General features: G+C 59.7%; 22 protein-coding genes. All 22 read right to left on the bottom strand.

Annotated features, from left to right (window positions below; all coding sequences use genetic code 11):
* Positions 1–122: 122 nt before the first annotated feature.
* Positions 123–1,370 (bottom strand): DNA methyltransferase, encoded by a 1,248-nt coding sequence (locus SB822_RS01545; RefSeq protein ID WP_410853857.1) that lies wholly within the window; start codon positions 1,368–1,370, stop codon positions 123–125.
* 396 nt (positions 1,371–1,766) lie between these two features.
* Complete coding sequence (locus tag SB822_RS01540) at positions 1,767–2,348, bottom strand: hypothetical protein (protein ID WP_410853856.1); 582 nt, start codon at positions 2,346–2,348, stop codon at positions 1,767–1,769.
* Positions 2,349–2,459: 111 nt separating this feature from the next.
* The gene (locus SB822_RS01535; protein ID WP_410853855.1) at positions 2,460–2,684 is read right to left on the bottom strand and encodes a hypothetical protein; all 225 of its coding nucleotides are present in this window, start codon (positions 2,682–2,684) and stop codon (positions 2,460–2,462) included.
* 51 nt (positions 2,685–2,735) lie between these two features.
* Complete coding sequence (locus tag SB822_RS01530) at positions 2,736–3,179, bottom strand: H-NS family nucleoid-associated regulatory protein (protein ID WP_410853854.1); 444 nt, start codon at positions 3,177–3,179, stop codon at positions 2,736–2,738.
* Positions 3,172–3,522 carry a hypothetical protein gene (locus SB822_RS01525; protein ID WP_410853853.1) on the bottom strand — a complete coding sequence of 117 codons (351 nt, stop codon included), beginning with the start codon at positions 3,520–3,522 and terminating at the stop codon, positions 3,172–3,174. The genes SB822_RS01530 and SB822_RS01525 overlap by 8 nt, the downstream gene beginning before the upstream one ends.
* Positions 3,523–3,537: 15 nt before the next feature.
* The gene (locus tag SB822_RS01520) at positions 3,538–3,951 is read right to left on the bottom strand and encodes a hypothetical protein (RefSeq protein WP_410853852.1); all 414 of its coding nucleotides are present in this window, start codon (positions 3,949–3,951) and stop codon (positions 3,538–3,540) included.
* 256 nt (positions 3,952–4,207) lie between these two features.
* Entirely contained in the window at positions 4,208–4,666 is a 459-nt protein-coding gene (locus SB822_RS01515; RefSeq protein WP_410853851.1) for a hypothetical protein, read from the bottom strand.
* A 107-nt stretch (positions 4,667–4,773) separates the two neighbouring features.
* Positions 4,774–5,160: a hypothetical protein gene (locus SB822_RS01510; RefSeq protein ID WP_410853850.1), complete on the bottom strand. Its 387-nt coding sequence runs from the start codon at positions 5,158–5,160 to the stop codon at positions 4,774–4,776.
* Between the two features lie 174 nt (positions 5,161–5,334).
* Positions 5,335–5,724 (bottom strand): hypothetical protein, encoded by a 390-nt coding sequence (locus tag SB822_RS01505; protein ID WP_410853849.1) that lies wholly within the window; start codon positions 5,722–5,724, stop codon positions 5,335–5,337.
* Positions 5,725–5,802: 78 nt separating this feature from the next.
* Entirely contained in the window at positions 5,803–6,252 is a 450-nt protein-coding gene (locus SB822_RS01500) for a hypothetical protein (RefSeq protein ID WP_410853848.1), read from the bottom strand.
* 771 nt (positions 6,253–7,023) lie between these two features.
* Entirely contained in the window at positions 7,024–7,395 is a 372-nt protein-coding gene (locus tag SB822_RS01495; RefSeq protein ID WP_410853847.1) for a hypothetical protein, read from the bottom strand.
* A 102-nt stretch (positions 7,396–7,497) separates the two neighbouring features.
* The gene (locus SB822_RS01490) at positions 7,498–7,782 is read right to left on the bottom strand and encodes a hypothetical protein (protein WP_410853846.1); all 285 of its coding nucleotides are present in this window, start codon (positions 7,780–7,782) and stop codon (positions 7,498–7,500) included.
* A 48-nt stretch (positions 7,783–7,830) separates the two neighbouring features.
* Positions 7,831–8,547, bottom strand: coding sequence for a hypothetical protein (locus SB822_RS01485; RefSeq protein ID WP_410853845.1), 717 nt, complete (start codon positions 8,545–8,547; stop codon positions 7,831–7,833).
* 220 nt (positions 8,548–8,767) lie between these two features.
* Positions 8,768–9,955: an AAA family ATPase gene (locus SB822_RS01480; protein ID WP_410853844.1), complete on the bottom strand. Its 1,188-nt coding sequence runs from the start codon at positions 9,953–9,955 to the stop codon at positions 8,768–8,770.
* A gap of 446 nt (positions 9,956–10,401) precedes the next feature.
* Positions 10,402–11,088, bottom strand: a complete 687-nt coding sequence (locus SB822_RS01475) for a hypothetical protein (protein ID WP_410853843.1) — start codon at positions 11,086–11,088, stop codon at positions 10,402–10,404.
* 20 nt (positions 11,089–11,108) lie between these two features.
* Positions 11,109–11,333, bottom strand: coding sequence for a hypothetical protein (locus tag SB822_RS01470; protein ID WP_410853842.1), 225 nt, complete (start codon positions 11,331–11,333; stop codon positions 11,109–11,111).
* 70 nt (positions 11,334–11,403) lie between these two features.
* On the bottom strand, positions 11,404–12,147 hold the full coding sequence (locus SB822_RS01465) for a VWA domain-containing protein (protein ID WP_410853841.1): 744 nt from the start codon (positions 12,145–12,147) through the stop codon (positions 11,404–11,406).
* Positions 12,144–13,166 carry a hypothetical protein gene (locus SB822_RS01460; RefSeq protein ID WP_410853840.1) on the bottom strand — a complete coding sequence of 341 codons (1,023 nt, stop codon included), beginning with the start codon at positions 13,164–13,166 and terminating at the stop codon, positions 12,144–12,146. Before SB822_RS01460 ends, SB822_RS01465 begins: the two co-directional genes overlap by 4 nt.
* Positions 13,167–13,190: 24 nt before the next feature.
* Positions 13,191–13,838 carry a TerD family protein gene (locus tag SB822_RS01455; RefSeq protein ID WP_410853839.1) on the bottom strand — a complete coding sequence of 216 codons (648 nt, stop codon included), beginning with the start codon at positions 13,836–13,838 and terminating at the stop codon, positions 13,191–13,193.
* An 11-nt stretch (positions 13,839–13,849) separates the two neighbouring features.
* A complete protein-coding gene (locus SB822_RS01450; protein WP_410853838.1) occupies positions 13,850–15,073 on the bottom strand; it encodes a hypothetical protein in 1,224 nt (407 codons plus the stop codon).
* A 9-nt stretch (positions 15,074–15,082) separates the two neighbouring features.
* Positions 15,083–15,871 carry a YjbE family putative metal transport protein gene (locus SB822_RS01445; protein ID WP_410853837.1) on the bottom strand — a complete coding sequence of 263 codons (789 nt, stop codon included), beginning with the start codon at positions 15,869–15,871 and terminating at the stop codon, positions 15,083–15,085.
* Position 15,872: 1 nt separating this feature from the next.
* Positions 15,873–16,613, bottom strand: coding sequence for a TerC family protein (locus SB822_RS01440; RefSeq protein WP_410853836.1), 741 nt, complete (start codon positions 16,611–16,613; stop codon positions 15,873–15,875).
* Between the last annotated feature and the right edge of the window lie 474 nt (positions 16,614–17,087).

The raw sequence follows: 17,087 nt of genomic DNA, 5'->3' as shown, positions 1-17,087 counted from the left end.
TGGCGCGACGTTGAAAAAGGAGATGCCAACAGGCTTGGATGAAGCGTGCTCATCGAAGCATGCGGGGAGGAAAAACCCCGGACGTCGTTGACGCCGGGGCTGGTTGTGGAGTTGATGATGCTTCAGGTCAGCAAGTCCCCGACCGGATTGCGGTTGAGCAGGCCGGGTTGATGGATCGTGGCTTGCGGAAAGCGGTTCGCTCCCCCAAGTGCATAATCCAGCATAAGCTCAGACCCGATCCATTTGCGCCCGAGCGACTCAGCCACCGCACCTGTGGTGAAGGACCCCGAGAAGGGGTCGAAAACCAGGTCACCGGGCTTCGTGGTCAGCTTCACGAAGTGTTCCGCAATGCCAGCCGGAAAACGCGCTGGGTGGACAGGGAGACCCTGTTCGCGACACAGCTTCTGGTAGCTGTCGTTGGAGCTACTGTTGGCAAAACTAAGCAGGTTGCCGGGGATTGCACCGCCATTGTCGACGCTGAAGGCGCCGGCAGCGAGATGATGTCCACTCGGCCGCTTCTTGCCTTTTTCACCGCCAGCATCGAGACGTGATCGCATTGCGTCGGAATACGGCACGAGAACGCCCCTGTTGTCGGCGTAGGGCATTTCCTTAGGAGCGAGCCAATAAATCTGCTCAAGACTCGTCTTCACCCGTTGGCGTGTTACCGTTACCCACTGCGCCGGAGACGGTAAACGCGAAGCATTGTTCCAGGCATAGCGCTGGCAGAGCTTCCATCCGAGATCGTCGGCAAGGCGAATCAGAAGCCGCTCCTGATACAGCGACATCGACGGCTCGCCGGGTTCGTATGCATCGCCCGTGTTAAGCACGATGGATGAGTTTGCAGTCATCTTCTTAGGCCAGGTCTCGGCTATGCGACAAAACCATTCGACCCAAATGGCAGCCGAGGTTGTCCCCCCGTATTGCTTGGGCCTTAGGATAGGGTACGGCGGAGAGGTGAAGAGCAACTGCACGCTTTCGTCCTGGATGTGTCCGATCGCCTCCTCCGCGCGGCCAAATAATGCAATGCCATCGTCAGTCGTGAAGATCGTGATGACAATGCCTGGTGCCGCTGCGTGAAGTGCGTCCGAACCTTTGCCGGTCAGCACCCACGTGCTCTTGCCTACGGGCGCGGCCAGCCCCATCGCCTTGGCCCGTTGTTGTCCCCAGCGAACGGTGCGCTCGAAGGCGTTGAAACGCTTGCCTCCGATAACCACCGACTCGTTACGCTGCTCTTCACTCACTCCGAGTTTCAGGGCAACCTGATCATAAAGATCACGCGTGCAGACTTTACCGCCTTCGTTCTCGAGGGCGTCGAGCAGCGGCAGAACAAATTGCTGCTGGGTGGGCTTGCGTTTGTTTGCGGTGTTCATGGTTTGACTCCGTGCCCGAATGGGGCGATTAGAAGAGTCAAGCCCTCGTGAGCTTGGGCAAGCGCGTGGCTTGGCGAAGCACACAGGAACTGCTATTGATGATCCGCTGGAATTGCCGGGTGGGCGAGAACGCCCCGATACGAGGGCCCCAGGAAAAAGCGGGCGATGCTGGCCATGCGCGCATCCCGCTGATGGAGCGGTATTTGGATGCCGATCGAACGGCAGGGACTGATTTTATATCGGCCGTTGGCTTTCAACAAGCGCGGTGCACACGACTTGCGGTGCACGGTCGGCCAAAGAGGTGGGCGCGACACTGTCGCGCCCGATCGAGGGCCTCCAGTGGCGCGGTACGATGCGTAAGACTCGCGTCTTGCGGCGCTGGCGCGTTCGCGGTTCTTACCCGAAATCTGGTTGGGAGGCGTCATCGCACATCGATTCCAGCCTTGACGCGAGTTCCTCGCGGTCGCGTTCTTCAAGGGCGCCGTCACGAACGAATGCCCATACCACCGGACGCCCATCACGAAATTCGGCCTCGTCCGGAATGGCGAACTGGACGGCAGGAAACGCTGCGGCGATCGGGAGAAGCGCGTCCACGAGCTTCTCAACAATGACGGCTGCGGTCGGTAAGTCCTCTCCGACGTGACCGCGCACGCCGTCGACGGGCTCAATCACGCCAGGTCGCGGAGGGTAGCTCTCGCGTGAAAACATCTCGGGCTGGAAGAGGATGCCAAATTGCCCATCCTTGACTGCGATGCACGTGAGATCGCTGTACATCTGCTCGCCCAGCCGTTCATAGGCCGCGGGATCGAGCAGCAGGGGATTTCCGCCGCGTTTGATGAACGCGCGCCGGCGAATATTGCCGTCTCGGTCGGTTAGGTTGGCCGTGATGCGCCATTCAGCCCGTTCGCCGTCGATTGCGGGAACGGGCCGAACCCTCACAGCAGGCGCGCGACGGTGTGATTTGGCTTGTTCGGTCATTGGGACAAAATGCTGGGCGCTTGTCGGGGTGGCAAATACCCGGGCCGACGGAAGGATGACGCGGAGATAGTTGGGCGCTGACGATGTGGGTCGGCGCCCGGGGAGATCGCGTTAATACGCGTGATTGGCGTGCGCCTGTTGTCTCGCCTTTTCTTTGGCCATGTGCCGGCCGATTGCGCAGCCTGCGACGGCGCCGAGAACGGCATGGTGGCCAAGCGCATGACCCGCGACGCCGCCCACCACGGCGCCCTTGAGACAACCGGCTGCCTGGGCCTGCGTGGCGACGCCCGAAAGTGCGACCGCTGCGATCAGTGCGGCAAGGAAAGTCGTTTTCATTTGAGTGTGTTCCCGTTCGTGAAAGATAAGCGCGGCGCGGATGCGCTGGCTCTACTTGTTGCTGTTCTTCGGCGCTACGGAACCCAGTCTAGGGTCCGAGGTCGACGATGCAACATCACGGCGGAAAAATTCGGAGGCGAGAAGCTGATCCTCTTCGCTCTGGGTCAACGGCTCGGCAGTCCGGAAAAAGTCCAGGCTGGCGCCCGCATGGGTTGCCGCCTTGAGCCAGGCAGGCATCTCTCCATGTCCGTTCCATTCGTTTCCGTGGGCATCCCGATAGACGGGCTCGTGTATAGCCGCCGCGAGATCGTCGAAACTGATATTAAATTCGGCCATACGGCGCCGGATCCAGATAATGAGACGTTCACGCGCCTCGGCGTCAAAACGCTGTGTGGTCATTTGAATGATGGCTGGATAACCGCGAGCACTGCGTGCGTCAAGCTCGTGCCGCGCGATGGGAAAAACGAAAGATTTGGGGTAGCCGTAGTCACGCAACCGCGTCCATTGGTCCGTCGTTCAGCGCGATCGGCTGCTGTGCCGATGCGGGGGACACAACGGATGGCACTCCCGATACAAGCCCGGGAGACTGGGCACCGGGGGGAGGAATGCGCGAGAGGCGTTCGAGCGCCGCTGCCGTCAGCGTGTCACGCGGCGACCCACGCGTCAGCTGCCCCGCAAACGGACTGGAATGCACGCAGCGCTTGTCCAGCGCCTGGGCGTTAATCATCTGCCCGTCAACGAGGCGTGCAAAACAACGGCCGTCAAATGCGGCATCCTGAGCTGCACCTTCCCAGTCACCGGGCTCCAGGGGATAGGCCTTATCGGTCTCGCCGGTCATAGGGTTGCCGCGGGATTACTGACGGGTCAGTTCGAGCGGGCCGGCGGGATACACCGTGAAGAAACCGGTCTTCGTCGTGAACTTACCGTCGCTCCAGCCTTTCGGAACCTCCGCGACGAAAGTCATCCCAGAGCGCACGGCGATAAATGTTCCGTCGACCTTCACGTTTCCCGCCTTTTCGAACTCGTCCTTCGAAACATTTTGGACCGGGCCAGGAGATTTAACCCATTGATTGTCAACGAGCGTGAAAATCTCCGTCTGCGCGCCGCTGCCGGTGATTTTTATAACCGGAGTTGTAATGCCGCCCATGTTGGCGATATAGGTGCCTGCAAGCGTATCCGGCTCGGCGGTAGTGGAGACGGACGCCTGCTTGTCACTACACGCAGCGAGGAGAACGGCCACAAGCGCACTAATAAGGATCTTCTTCATGATTTTTCGCGTGAAAAGTGGCAGGGAATGCGCACCCGCCAGGAATGTTGGATATATCGGCCCGTACCGTAGGTGATTCTATCCCGGAGCATCGCCCACGCAATTCGCCGAACAGCGGGGCGTTTTGGCGAGATATGTGTGACGGCGGCAGCGGCAGACCTGTTCCGGTCGCCAGGCGATGCGTGGCGAAAAGGGCGGCGCGCAACGAGAACCGCGTCCTCGATGCTAGGACGCGGCCGCGGTGCCCACGAATTGATCATGCCGCGAGGGGAAGGGCGAGCTCAGCGGCTCTCACGTTATCTGCCGCTTCCGCCGCGCGTTCCTGCTGCTGCATTGCCTGGATCACCTCGAAAGTCGGCGCGCGCGACAGCTGGCGGTCGTAAAGGACCAGTAATGCAGCGATTGGCCGCCACAGAGCCGGCTCGCGCGTGGACCAGTTTCCGGTAGATTCCCCGGCCTGCTGAATCTGTCCGATCGCGTCCTGTGCATCAGCTAGCACCTGAAGCGAATCCTTTTCGTAGCCGGCGCCGAGAAGGAAATTCGAGATCATCAGGACGCGTGCGATCTGGCCGAGGAAAAATGCGTTGCCATGACCTGCCCGGATGGTAGAAAGCGCCAGGTGATACTGCAGCGACCAGCTATCTCGCAGGTTATGCGGGATTGGGAGGAGTTCTGTTTTCGACCGTCGGGCGACCTGCGCTCGCTTTTTTGTCATTGGAGAATCTGGGGTAGTTGACTTTTGTTCTGGATTACGACCAGAGATCAAAAAAACTTGAGCGTCGCAACCCGGAAAATCGGGCACCGGCGAACGCGTGAGCCGAATCAGATGCAGTGGTGGTGCACGGCGGCGTCAAGCGGGCAATACGCAGCAACGCCACTGTCGTCGTCGCGCCAGCTCAGCCGCGGACGGTCGTACTCGTCCCGAAAGTACATCACCCCCTTCAGTTCGAAGCCATTCGGCAGGTAAGGCGTTTTAGCGGCGCGCAACTCGTCCAGCGTCGCGGGCAGACGACCTTCGTCGCGCCGGAAGGCAAGGGCGGCAGATGCAGCTGCCTCGAGCTGTGGCTGTGGCCAACTTTCAGTCACGGCGGCCGACGCGCTCGACGCCGCCTCGACGTTCGTGAGAACCGTCGCGATCACACCTGAGGCGATGGCGATGACAGGGATCACGCTGTACTTGCGCAGGAATTTTGCAGTGTTCATTGCCATAAGTTTGACTCGTTCCAAATGAGGATTGGTTGCAGGCCAATATGAGCACGAGGTTGCGCGAACGCAAGTCTGCAACCGGGTCAAAAGCAGGATTTGCAGGCAAAAAAAAACCGCCACTCATGCCAGAGGCAAATGAGTGGCGGCAAGTTGCGGCATCAGCGCGATGTCACGCTATCAAGCTGACTCCGAACGTTCCGGCATCGACTCGACATTCGCGCGAAATCGATACCACGCGGACTTGATACCACGTCCTGCGTTGGCAGCAGCTACCCGGCCCGGAGTGAAGCGACCGGACCATTCGAGGTCGCGGCTGCGCACACGATCGCGCATTGCCACCTTGTGCAGCTTGATCCCGTGCTCCTTCAACACCGCACCATATTCCTCTTCCAGTGCAAGCAGGAAGGCAATATCGCCGGTGGCGACCTCGAACTTCGCCTTGAGCTTCCTCACGACGGTCTTGTGGTAGCGCAGCACGAAACCGAGGATGCCCGTGACCAACGCGGTCACCGTGCCGATCAGTTCCGAACGCACCGACATTTCAGCGGCCTCTTTCAAAAACGACATGGTCTACTCCTTTCGATTCACGGGTTGCGTGCTTAGGAAGACGCGACCCTGCAACAGTTGCGGATGAGGGCGCACCGATTAATGCAGACGCATGCGACCTTTTGCGAGATACGCGTGTGCAGCGGCTGCTTTGTGATGGTGCGTTTCGGCATGCGCCAGCGTCCGCAGCTGCTCTTTGCGTTCTTCGGTGAATTCGCTACGCGCAATACCCGAAATCTTGTAGTCGGAAAAGACATAGCCCCGACCGAAGGTTTCGCGTGCGGCCTGATCCACGATGGTCGACCACGATTCCTTGCAGCGCGCCGCCATGTCTTCGTGCAAGCGCGCCAGGGCGTCGTGTTCCGTCGTGGTAAGCCCGGGCATGACATTTCGCAGGATGCCTGCCCCGTCCCGATCGCTTACCGCACTGCTCACCGATGGGCGGCAGGTATAGCCGCGAAACCTGACGCGCTCGCGATAGAGCGACATCAGGGCCGACCAGTTGCGCTCCTGATTGACCTGCTCGAGAGCAAGCGTTTCCTTGTTCATAGCGTTCTCCTGTTGAGTGCCTCGTTCGAGGCGGTTGAAAAGGAGAAGACCCGTCAGGAGAGCCGGTCGGGCTTGGGTAAACCGCGAGATTTAGCCAAACAGACAGGTTTTGAATTACGAGGAGACTGTGCGAGGCGGCTGGGGAGGGACGCAGTACGTTTGCTAGTTGCGCGCACGTGTATCGCGGAGACGACACTCGTCACACAGGTGGCCTCGGCGCGACCGTCACAGAAAAGAGGGAATTCGGATCAGGCGGGAGCCAGGAAGGCAGCCGCTTTATTGCCCGGGCGAAGGCACCGGCATGAGGAAGTAATGCCACAGGAGTGGCAGCGCGATTATAACGAGATCAGGCGGCGCGGGGCAAGGGGGTGCCACAGTCGGCCGCGCCGCGCTAGATCGCTCCACCTACCCGTGCTGGCGGTCGCCGCGGCCAGACCGGAAACGGCGTCGGTAAAGAGCGCCGCCGTCCGGGCTTGGTCAGAGTATCCCGCGCTTTCCGCGCAAGCCCGGACGCGCGAAAAGGTCGCAAGCGGGGCAAGCCGTTATCACGGTGCCGCGCGAGTCAGATTCGCCCAGGAGTTGAGAAGCGAGATCGCGGGTCGAATTGCTGGATTGGTCAGCGCTGCTCGCGCTGGCTGATGCGCGTGAGATTCGCGGTTAGGGGCGCGAAACTTGAGGGTATTGCTTTGGGGTGCGTTCGTAAATGCGATAGAAGGAAGGGAAGGGCACTTCGCATTCTGACGCGCTCGATGGCGCGTCAGAGGGAAACAGTCATTGCGAGCGCGGCACCATGCAGCCGTACGCCTGCCCTTCGCGAACGATGCTGTTCGCATCACTCAGCGTGGTAATCACCAGCGTCTTGCTTCCGTCGCACACAACAGGGGCGACGGCCTCTTGCGCTCCGCCCGCAGCAAGCGACATCTGTTGCGACACGCCGTAAAGCGCGTCGATCCAGTTTTCATAGCCTCGCGCCGCGATTCCTGCCGGCGCGTCATTTGACAGGCGCCAGATCAAACGGTAACCCGCGCCGGACGCGATCGACTGCGTTTGCTGCATGAGCGAGCCGCCGGGCGTCACCGCCACGCTGGCCTGCGCCGCGAAAGTGGTTGCAGCCAAGGTTGTAGCGAGAAGAAATCGCTTCATGATGATTGCCTGTGGAAAGCCAGCTATTCGGTATACGTGGTTATGCGGGTTATCGGCAGGATAGCCGGAAAGTTTAGCGCTTGCACGACCTTTGTTTTTAAACTACACGGACGAATCTTGAGGCTGTGCGAGCTCTACGTTTTCTGTAAAGGGATAATCAGGGCTGACGGAAACCTGTGCGAGCGCAGCCATGTGGCGGAAAATCTTCGGGTCGACGTCTTCGCCCCGCCCCAGGATGCCTGGTACTTCGTGGAACGCATCCGCGAGGGTGTAAATTTCGCGAAGTGTCGCTGCAGCATCCGCGCTGGACGGCCGCAGCGAAAGCGAACGGATTTTGATGAGCGCGCGCCGGATCGCAAAAAGTTCTTCGACTTGCTTTTTCTGCATGGGTTCACCCGTTGATGGTAAATCGGCGCGGCTTTTTGATCCGGCGCGTTAGTGGTTCTGAACGACGCGATAGATTGGTGCCCCGCCTGGCCCCGTGGTCACTTGGAAGGTGTAGACGCCGTTCGCAGTGTTGACAGTGAGTACTCTGGGTCCGGTCAAGCGGAGATCCGGAGAACCGGCGTACTTGGCCGCAAGAAAGCGGCCTTGCACTTCGACGAGTGTCTGCAGCGCCGTCGCCCGCGTCCAAGAAACGTGGGTGATCTCTGCGGGAAATTCCAGCACTACCGCGCGCGCGGGCGCGAATTCAAGTGTGTCGCCGCTGGCGATAACGCGCCGATCGTCGTTTCTCGTGACCTTGCCGTCGCGCGCAAGGTCGAAGGCCTCCAGTCCCTCACCCGTCAAGAAAATCACGTCTGACGGTCTTGCATAGGGCGCCAATGGGGTGACGGACGCCGATCGACGGTCTTGTGCGACGTTGATCCGCCAACCGACCGAATTCCCGGCAAATACGGCATCGATCGGACCAGCACCGTCAATTTTCTGCGTTGCAAGCGCGTGGGACGAAATGAGAAGCGCGCCCGCGCACGCTGCTATGTTGATAAGGCGCCTCGCGGCGCATGACGTAAGACCCATCATCATCCTCCAAAGTTTTTGCGGCGCTCGTTCGAGAGCGGTGCGGGTGACATACGCGGATTCGGTCGTCACAGAGAGCAGGGGAGTACCGGGAGCGGCGGCAAAATGATTCCCGGCGGTGTACTTAAGCATCGATGCCCGTGGGTAAGAAAGGTATTCAGGTGTCCGGCGGCCAATGACTTGTCGGCGACCGTTAATATGCTGATCGGCAAAATCCGGCCGCTGTTCAGGGCGGCCGCGAATTTTTCAGGGGAAGAGGCCCAAATATGTGCCCACGCGGGAGGGGTAGACGCGGTTGCGGGCGAAGAGGCGGCCGCGAACTCGGGCGAGTGTCGTTTGTGTTGGATGTGCGTCAGGTTGCCGTGTAGACGAGCCGACGACCGATGATGACTTCATCTGCCGGGATCCCGCTAAACGATACGGAGGCCCATGATCGGAACTCGGCCCTCCATAGTGCCGGCAGCCAGTCGGTGTACCCGTCGCCCCAATCTTTCTTCTTAATCCAATACCAACCGTCGATTAGCGTTGCGAGGTCGCCGGCTTCGGCGGCAGCGGGTTGCCGTGCGAGGCTCTCTACGTTCCGTCCATCGTTCAGAACGACATCTCTTCGTATTTCCCGGCAAAGCGCTACGATGTCGGAGAGACTCCGGCTAGCAGGAGCTGCTACAAGCGGCGCAAGATGCGAGAGGTTGATCCCCGGCGTCAGCTTCTCCGCGAGCTCGACGTTCGCGCACAGCAGGCGGGTTTCCTCGCTTGGCTCGGGGATGGTTATCTGGAAGTCGAAGCGGCGTAGAACCGCGCTGTCGATGAGTGATCGCAGGTTCGTCGCGCAAATGAGCACGCAGTGGGAGGGGAGGCGATCCATCAGGATCAGCAACTGGTTTGTAATCCGGCGAAGTTCCCCAAGATCGCTGGTCTCCCGCGCTGTCGCGACGGAATCGAATTCATCGAGAAACAGAACCGCTGGCCCGCACTCGGCGTACGCAAATACTTTTGCGAGATTTCCTCCCGTTGCCCCGAGCGTGCCACCAATCAGACCGCTGTAATTCACTCGCAGGAGCGGTACGCCGAGTTCCCCTGCAAAAGCCTGAGCCAGAAGCGTTTTACCGTTGCCTGGCGGACCATCGAGAAGAATCTTGTGGCGTGGCGTCAGACCGAATTTCGAGAGATCATCAGCTCGAGCATGCTCCTCAAGGATTGCCGGAAGCTGTTCCTCAATCTGTTGAGGGAGAATGACATCGCGAAAGCGTGTCGGTGGCTCCTCGAACGAGAGGATATCTGTTGGCATCGACACCTGAACGGGCTTGAGTGACCGATGACGCGTCAGCTTTGCGGCGATCGCTGGATGCGAATCGGCGAGCGCTAACGCCATCTTCTCCAGCACTTCGTCGACGCCTGTCCTGTTGCCCCAGCGATGGCGGTCGACGAAGTCCGGGAGCATCGAGAGGGCCGATGTTGCAGCAAGCTTGCGCGCTGCACGCACGTCGGGGTTGGGGAGGGTGGGCTGCGCTGATTCCGCTGCGATTGAAGGTGAACTCATGCCTGGTCCTTGGTTGATTCTTGAGGTGACTTCTGCGGCTCGGTCGGGGCGGCGACTCGCGAGTTAGCGAGGCGGACGGTCCGACGGCCTGACATGCTTCGTTGCAACCAGATAAGGCGTGGCGTCCACGTTGCGATAAACCCTGCCTGATCGTTGTGATCGCGCCCACGAACAGGCAACAGTGGCGTGGACGAGCTCACCGTCGAGCCGCAGCACACTATCCCGATTGTGAAAGACCGAGCCGCAGGACGCGCAGACGTCTGTTGTCACTGTCGGGGGATAGCGTCGATTGAGACAGGCGGCACGCAATCTAGACATCGCCCGCGACAACAGGATTCGCATGTCAATCGCAGAAAATTGCAGCCAGACGAAAGCCACTAGCGCCGCGAGGGACATGATGCCGACAGCGTATGAGACAGGTGTGTATTGCATAGGTCCTGGGCAGGTCACCCGGTGAGGTCATCGGCGCGTCGAATGCGACGTCGAGGGATGGCGCGAGACGGGCGGGCCACGGCATTCGGTTCGGAATTGGCGCCTAATGTCGCCAGTGACAGCTTCAGTGCTAAATCTCTGTTTTCGTTTGCAAGCGAATCATTTGCTCGCGCCAGCCGATCGGCGGTGAGATTTGCGCGATGCACCGCAGCCTCGTACTTTTCCTCTGTTCTGGATAGGGAGCGCCGCCGTGCGATCGAAAAGAGCACAGCGCGCTCCGCCTTGAGACTGGGTTCGTGCATGAAATGCGACCAGTCCCCAGAGTCGGGAGAGGGATCGTAGGGTGGCCAGAGGTTTCCGCGCGGCGCTTTAACGGACACCACTTTCTTTCCCTGGACCCAGAGAAGCCCCCAACGGTCAGGGACTTCTTCGGCCTGAATGAGGTTGGCGGGGCAGAGATAAAACCGATAGACGCCCAAGCCACCTGCGGAGCGAACTGGCTTGCGCGCGTCGGCAAGAAAGTCCGAGCGACTGCACTTTGCCTCGATCAGGATCGAAGAGCTTGCGCGGAAACCGATAACGTCGGCCTCTTCGTTCGTTCCCCACGCCCGGAGTTCCGTGGCGATCACAGGAAAGCCAAGCTGTTTTACGTGGCGCGCGCCAAGTTCTACGAGGGCTTTGTGCTCAATCGTTTTGGTCATGATGGCGGGTCGCGCAAATCTCAAACAGAAGGCGAGCGGTCTACACTGGGCCGCCGAATCTTCGCCACCTCGGGCAGCGCATCGAAACCCACGATTGCCTCTGCGAGACCGGCCGCACGATTCCAGCCAATTCGCATCCGCCGCTGGATATGGGCGATGCAAACACCGTGTTCCGCGATAATGGCGCTCGCGGCAGCAAGTTCCTGCTCGCTTGCGGGCGGCTGTATGTTGGCTAGGGCGGTCATGAGAATCTTGAATTTGATCCGGATGATTCGGGGCCGTCGTCACCAGTAGAGGCGCGACGGCCTCGGTTCATTACGACTTCAGCCAGGTGATCAATTCCTTCGTGATGAGACGCGAATTCAGTTCATCATCCGACAGGTTGACGAATTTCTGCAGGTCGTCGATTGCAAAAAATCCCGTGTTCGAGAATTGATTGCCCAGTTGCTCGAGGAAGGGAAACCGCTTACCCTGGTTCGAGACGCCGATAAAGATGAAGTAGACCTCGTCCTTCCTCTCTTGCGAGGCACGCAGCACTTCGCTCGTACGCGGCTTGTCATCGTTCGCCCCATCCGTGATCATGATCACGAGGCTGCGACGCTTCGGACCGTTCTGGATTTCCTTGTCCCGCTGACCGAAGAAACGGCCAATAATGCCCGCCTTCTGGATGACTTTCATCCAACCAAAGTTAGCAAGCAGCGCTTCAAGTACGTACGAGTAGTCGGTGGCTCCGTTCCAGCCGTCGACCTTCCCGATGATCTTGTCAGCTACGAAATTCTGACAATTCTCAGGCGTAATCGGACCTACGTTATGGACGTGGTTTGGACCGTCCGAGAAGGTGAAGCAGTCGACCTTCTTGTCGGGATCAAAAACCAGCCCCCACGGGATCAGCCGCGTCAAAAGAGCATTTGTGGTGCCGTCGACGTGTTCGTCTTCGAACGATTCAGACACGTCCATTGCGAAACCTACTTCCATTTCTGACGGTTTGGTAACACCTGCTTTCTGTAGGTTGAACTTCAGGCTTTGTGTTGCCTTTTCTAGGTTGAATACGAGACTCATAGTTTTTTCCTTTCGATTATTTGAGTGAGATCGCTGAGCTTCTGAAGCGCGAGGAACCGTTCGGTTTCGTTCGGCTTCTCAGCCAGCGAAGCAAAGAGCCCGTACATCGCCGGCAGCTTCACAAGAACGCCGTCCTGGACCAGAAGCACCAGTTCCTTCAGTCTCGCTGTATGTTGCGTCAACGCAAGAATGTTTTCCTGGATCATCGCTTGTGAAGCGGTGAGCGCGGTCAGGCGCGACTGCAGCACCGAAGCCGATTCGCTATCGAGCTTCTCGATGACGAATTCGCCGGCGAGAAAACTCACTTCCAGTTCAACGTACGCTGCTTCAAACCGATGCTTCAGCGTTGCGGGCTGCAAGGCGATTTCGGTGAGCGCAGGCAGGTTCGTGGTGAGCCTAGCCTCGATCTGCCAGATCTCCGGCTCGTGGTTTGCCCACACCACACTCGCGGGACGTCGGAGGAAACCGCCCTCGATAGCCGCGGCTACCTCACTGAGGATAGTGTGGAGGCGGCGAACTAGAGCGATCGCCTCCGCGGGAACTGGATCTTCAGCAGCGTCGAGGCTTTTGCGCAGAATGGCATTTGCGCTTTCCTGTTCCGGGACGCCAAACCGAAGCCACGTCACTGCGGGCGTGTCTTCTGGAGACAAGCCGGTCAGAACCCCCTTGACCCTGGTGAGCAAATCCACCGTCGCACCGGGAGTTTTTTGTTGCAACTCGGCGATGGACACGGAGTAAAGGTGTTTCTTGACCCCCGGAACAACAGACGGAGGTATATGACGGTTCTGCATCGGTGTCCGCGCAGCGTTGGTAGTGACGTCGTCCGAGGCAGCAGATACCTTGGGGAGTGTCTGCGGGACGACAGTCGGGGCGATGCTTTGGACCGGGCTGGGCAGTGCACTTACGGAAGAAGGCAGCGCCGTCACGGGAAAGCGTGACACTCTGTTACGTTCGCGGTCGGCATCATCGGGAGGATCTTTTGGCGCATCTCCCCCAATTTGCGTCACCTTGAAAGTCATGATGGCGTGCGTCCCGCGATCTGATTAGGTGAAGGCGCCGACGACACCGTTAAAGTCGGTATTGAAGCCGACACCAACCGCCTTGAACGACGAACCGCTTTCTTCGAGCACGATCGAACCACCCTGCACGCCAGAGAAATTCGCGAACTGATCCGACAGGTTCACCGTGAGCAGAACCTCGCCGGACGTCTTTTCGACGATGAAGCGAGCATTCTTGACGTTCTTGAACGTGACTTCACCCTGCGGGTGGATCATAGCCAACAGTGGGATTTCGATCTGACCACCCTCCGGGACCTTGATAAGGCTCGGGTGGACAAGCATCCATTCGTCGTCGCCTTCGGCACTCCCGTCGAGTGCATCCGGGCTGTGTTTCAGTGCGCCGTTGTGAACGACAAACGTGCGATCAGCGGCGAGGGGAAGGGTGCCGACGCGGATCATCTTGCCGTTTTCGTCCTCGATTTCGCGCTCGACGTTGTAGGTCGACAGCACGTCGTCGAACGTCTTTACCTTCGCTCCGTTACCCATATTCACTGCGAAAAGTGCGTGCAGGTCCAGATCGTTGCCGCCGTCCCACGACAGGCGGACCTTGAAGGCCTCAGCCTTCTTGAGGTTGAGAACGAGCTTCTTTGGTGCATCGCCCGGCTTCGTGAGGTTCAATACGAGATCAGTCATTACTTCTCCGTTCAGTAAGTCTGTTGTGCGACAGTCGCCGCAGGGTTAATTTCCTGGCCCAGCGTCAGGAGGTCCGCGCGGACGCTGGCGAGGGTGGTACGAGCTTCTTCGAAATTCGCCTGGTTCTTCTCTCGCGCCTGCTTGACGATATCGAGCAGGGTCTGGGTGTCGGTTACGACCTGGCGAAGATTCCTGGCCTGATCTGCGCGGTTGGTGCCGGGGGCCGTTGCAGCTGTCGTCACAACCCCCTGCATGACTTTCGCGCGGACTGCCTGGAGGTTGTTGTCGAGGTTTGCGCCGGACTGGCTAAGGCGCTGCACGTTCTGTACGAGCTGCGAGCCGTGGATTGTGATCAGCGTCATGCGAATGCTTGCGAGCCGATCACCGAGCGTCGTATCGATTTCCTGCAGAGTAGAGACGCCCGCGCTCTGGAGCTGGCGGATCACAAGCTGCTCGGCCGGCAGGCGCGTCATCATCGTTTCGCGGGCGAGCGCCACCGATTCGAGCGATTGCAGCTTGTCCTGGATTTCCTGCTGACGGGTGACGTCCTGCCCTGCGGCCGCCAGAAGGGCCGGTGCTTCCGACTGAGCCTTCAGAAGCGCGTTGTGCAGAAACGCGGTGCCCACGGCGAAATCGACGAAGCTCTTCCGGTACTCGGCCTTGAGCCCGTCCATCTGCAGCATTTCAGCGTTCAGCTTGGTCATCTCGCTGCGGATCTGCCGTTCCATTGAGTTCACGACTTCCGACAGGTCGCGGGACTTGAGCTTCGCCATACGGCTCAGGTCCTCGTACACGCGGTCCATCGCCGTCCTGAGCGCCTTCTTGCTAAAGAGGCCAATGAGGCGGTCCTTGAACCCGGGCTTTGCGTTGAGGATGTTGTCGGCCAGCTGACCAAGATTTTCCCTGGCGATCGCATCATCGAGCGAGTCGAACAGCTTGAAGATCTGGGGGTTTTCTGCCTTGTTGATCCGCGCCAGATACGCATCGAGGACACGATTCAACGCCAGCGTCGGTTCAGCTTCGAGCGTGACAATCGCCTGCTGCTTCATCGAGGCGAAATTAAACGCAGCAAGCTTTTGCTGGACTTGCGCGATTTGGGCCTCTTCCAACGTGACCGGGAAATTGTTCGGTAGCGCAAAGGCTACGGGCGTAACGGACCCCGCATCCGTCGCGAACTGCGTCAGGCCCGAGGAAACGGCGGACGGCTGAAGGCCGCCAAGACTGGTGGGTTGCATGAAGATCCTTTAAGCAGAGGTTGCGTTGGTCTCGGCAGTTGCCGGCTTGTCGTCGGCGCGACGGCGCGAGATCAGCGCCGCACCGATGACGATGACGAAGCCCGCGAGTTGAAGCAGTTCGATGGTGTGTTCGTGAAGGAACGCTGCGATCGCGGCTGCAACGGGCGCTGCGAGCGGATCAGAGATCGCCATTTCGACGCCAACCCACCCGAGCAGACCACCGCCGAGCCACATGATGATCGGGAAGCGATCCATCAGTTTCGTGAGCACGCTCGCGCCGAACACGATGACCGGCACGCTAAAGCAGACGCCGGCGACCGCATAGATGGTGCTATGGGCGGTCGAACTGTGCGCGGCTGCAGCGACGGCCATCACGTTGTCGAGGCTCATCATCAGATCAGCAACAACGATGGTCCCGACGGCGGCGAGCACCTTGTCATGCTGCTTGACGTGTTGCTCGTCGTCGCCGCTGTCCGCGAGCAGCTTGTAGCCGATGTACAGGAGGTACAGGCCAGCGACTATCTTGAGAACAGGCAGGCCCAACAGAAAATTTGCCACCGCAAGTAGTAGGGCACGCAGGAGCACCGCGCCGGCGGTGCCAAGAACCACGGCGCGCATGCGCATCGCAGGTGGTAAGGCAGCGCATGCAAGGGCGATCACGACCGCGTTGTCGACACCCAACATCAGGTCGAGCATCACGATCTTGGCCAGCGCACTCCAATCGATTTCAAGTAGCAAATTCATAAGGGTTCTCTCAGGTAGACAAAAAAATGGTAAGTGGGAGACTTGGCTATGCAAATCAGTCGGAGGAGGGGGAGTCGCCGGACAATCCGGTAGGACGGCTTGACGCGGGCCTTTTGCGAGAGGCCATCGCTGAGGCAACGACAAGCAGAAATCCGAGGATCTCGGGGATGGGCAAGGCGATGCCCGGTATCGCGCCGCCAGTCATGTTGCCGAGCGATGAAAGCAGCGGATCGGAGAGCGCGATCTCAACGCCAACCCATCCGAGCAAACCGGCACCCAGCCACATGACGAATGGGAAGGGGGTAATAAACGCGGCGAGCAATCCGGCGCCGAACATGACCAGCGGGATACTTACGCAGACGCCGACGATTGCGTAAACCGTCCCGTGGACCGGCAACTGGTGAGCCGCGGCGGCAACTGCAATAACGTTGTCGATACTCAGCGTGAGGTCCGAGAGCACGATGCCGAACGCAGCGCCCGGCACAGACGGGCGCCGCGTAACACGACCAACGAGTGCCCGATTCGCAGCTAACAGACGGTATCCCGCCCAGAGCAGGTAAGCGCCCGTCAAGACGCGCAGCAACGGCAAGCCCAACGCAATGTTCACGACGAGCAGCATCGTGGCCCGCGCCAGCGCGGCACCGACGGTGGCGAAAGCGATGGCGCGCCAGCGCGAGGAACCGTGGAGCGCGGCACTCTGCGGGGCGATCACGGCAGCGTTATTGACGCTCAAGGTCAGGTCGAGAACAGCGATCTTGACGATCGCCGTCCAGTCGATCGCGGTCAGAATGCCCACGATTTCACCCGCGCTGGTAGTGCATGCAAGCGGTAGTCGATCAAGATTTGGTTCCTTTTCCGGCGGCCGGCCGGTACGGGCTATTCGTCCTTCGGCGCGCTCCCTTCAAAACGGCGGGTCTGCGTACGGCTTCAGATAGCTAATCGGCTATTGATCCAAGATGTTCAGATCGGGCCAACGTTTTTTTTCAACGCGGCAAACTTGCGCGTCAGGGAAGGCGAGCCGACTGGGCGGGCGAGGTTCGAGGGCTGGTGACGGCGGCGCCGCGGGGTCGCGGCGTCCGTTTACCGGGAGGCGCTCGCCGCGCGCGTTCGGGCGACAGGCCTGCTTGGTTGAATGCGAGCACGGTTGGGCACCTCGATCTGTTCGGGTTAGTCGGCTGCGCCTTACTGCTGGACGCATCGCGATCTTCGCCGGAACATTCGCCGATGCAAGTCAACTCGCGCCCGCCACCGGGGGCGAGCTACGGGCAAC

This window comes from Paraburkholderia sp. SIMBA_054, assembly GCF_046534875.1.
In the GTDB taxonomy this organism is placed as follows: domain Bacteria; phylum Pseudomonadota; class Gammaproteobacteria; order Burkholderiales; family Burkholderiaceae; genus Paraburkholderia; species Paraburkholderia hospita.
Note: the sequence above shows the minus strand (reverse complement) of the source record. Positions and strands in the feature narration are given on the sequence as shown.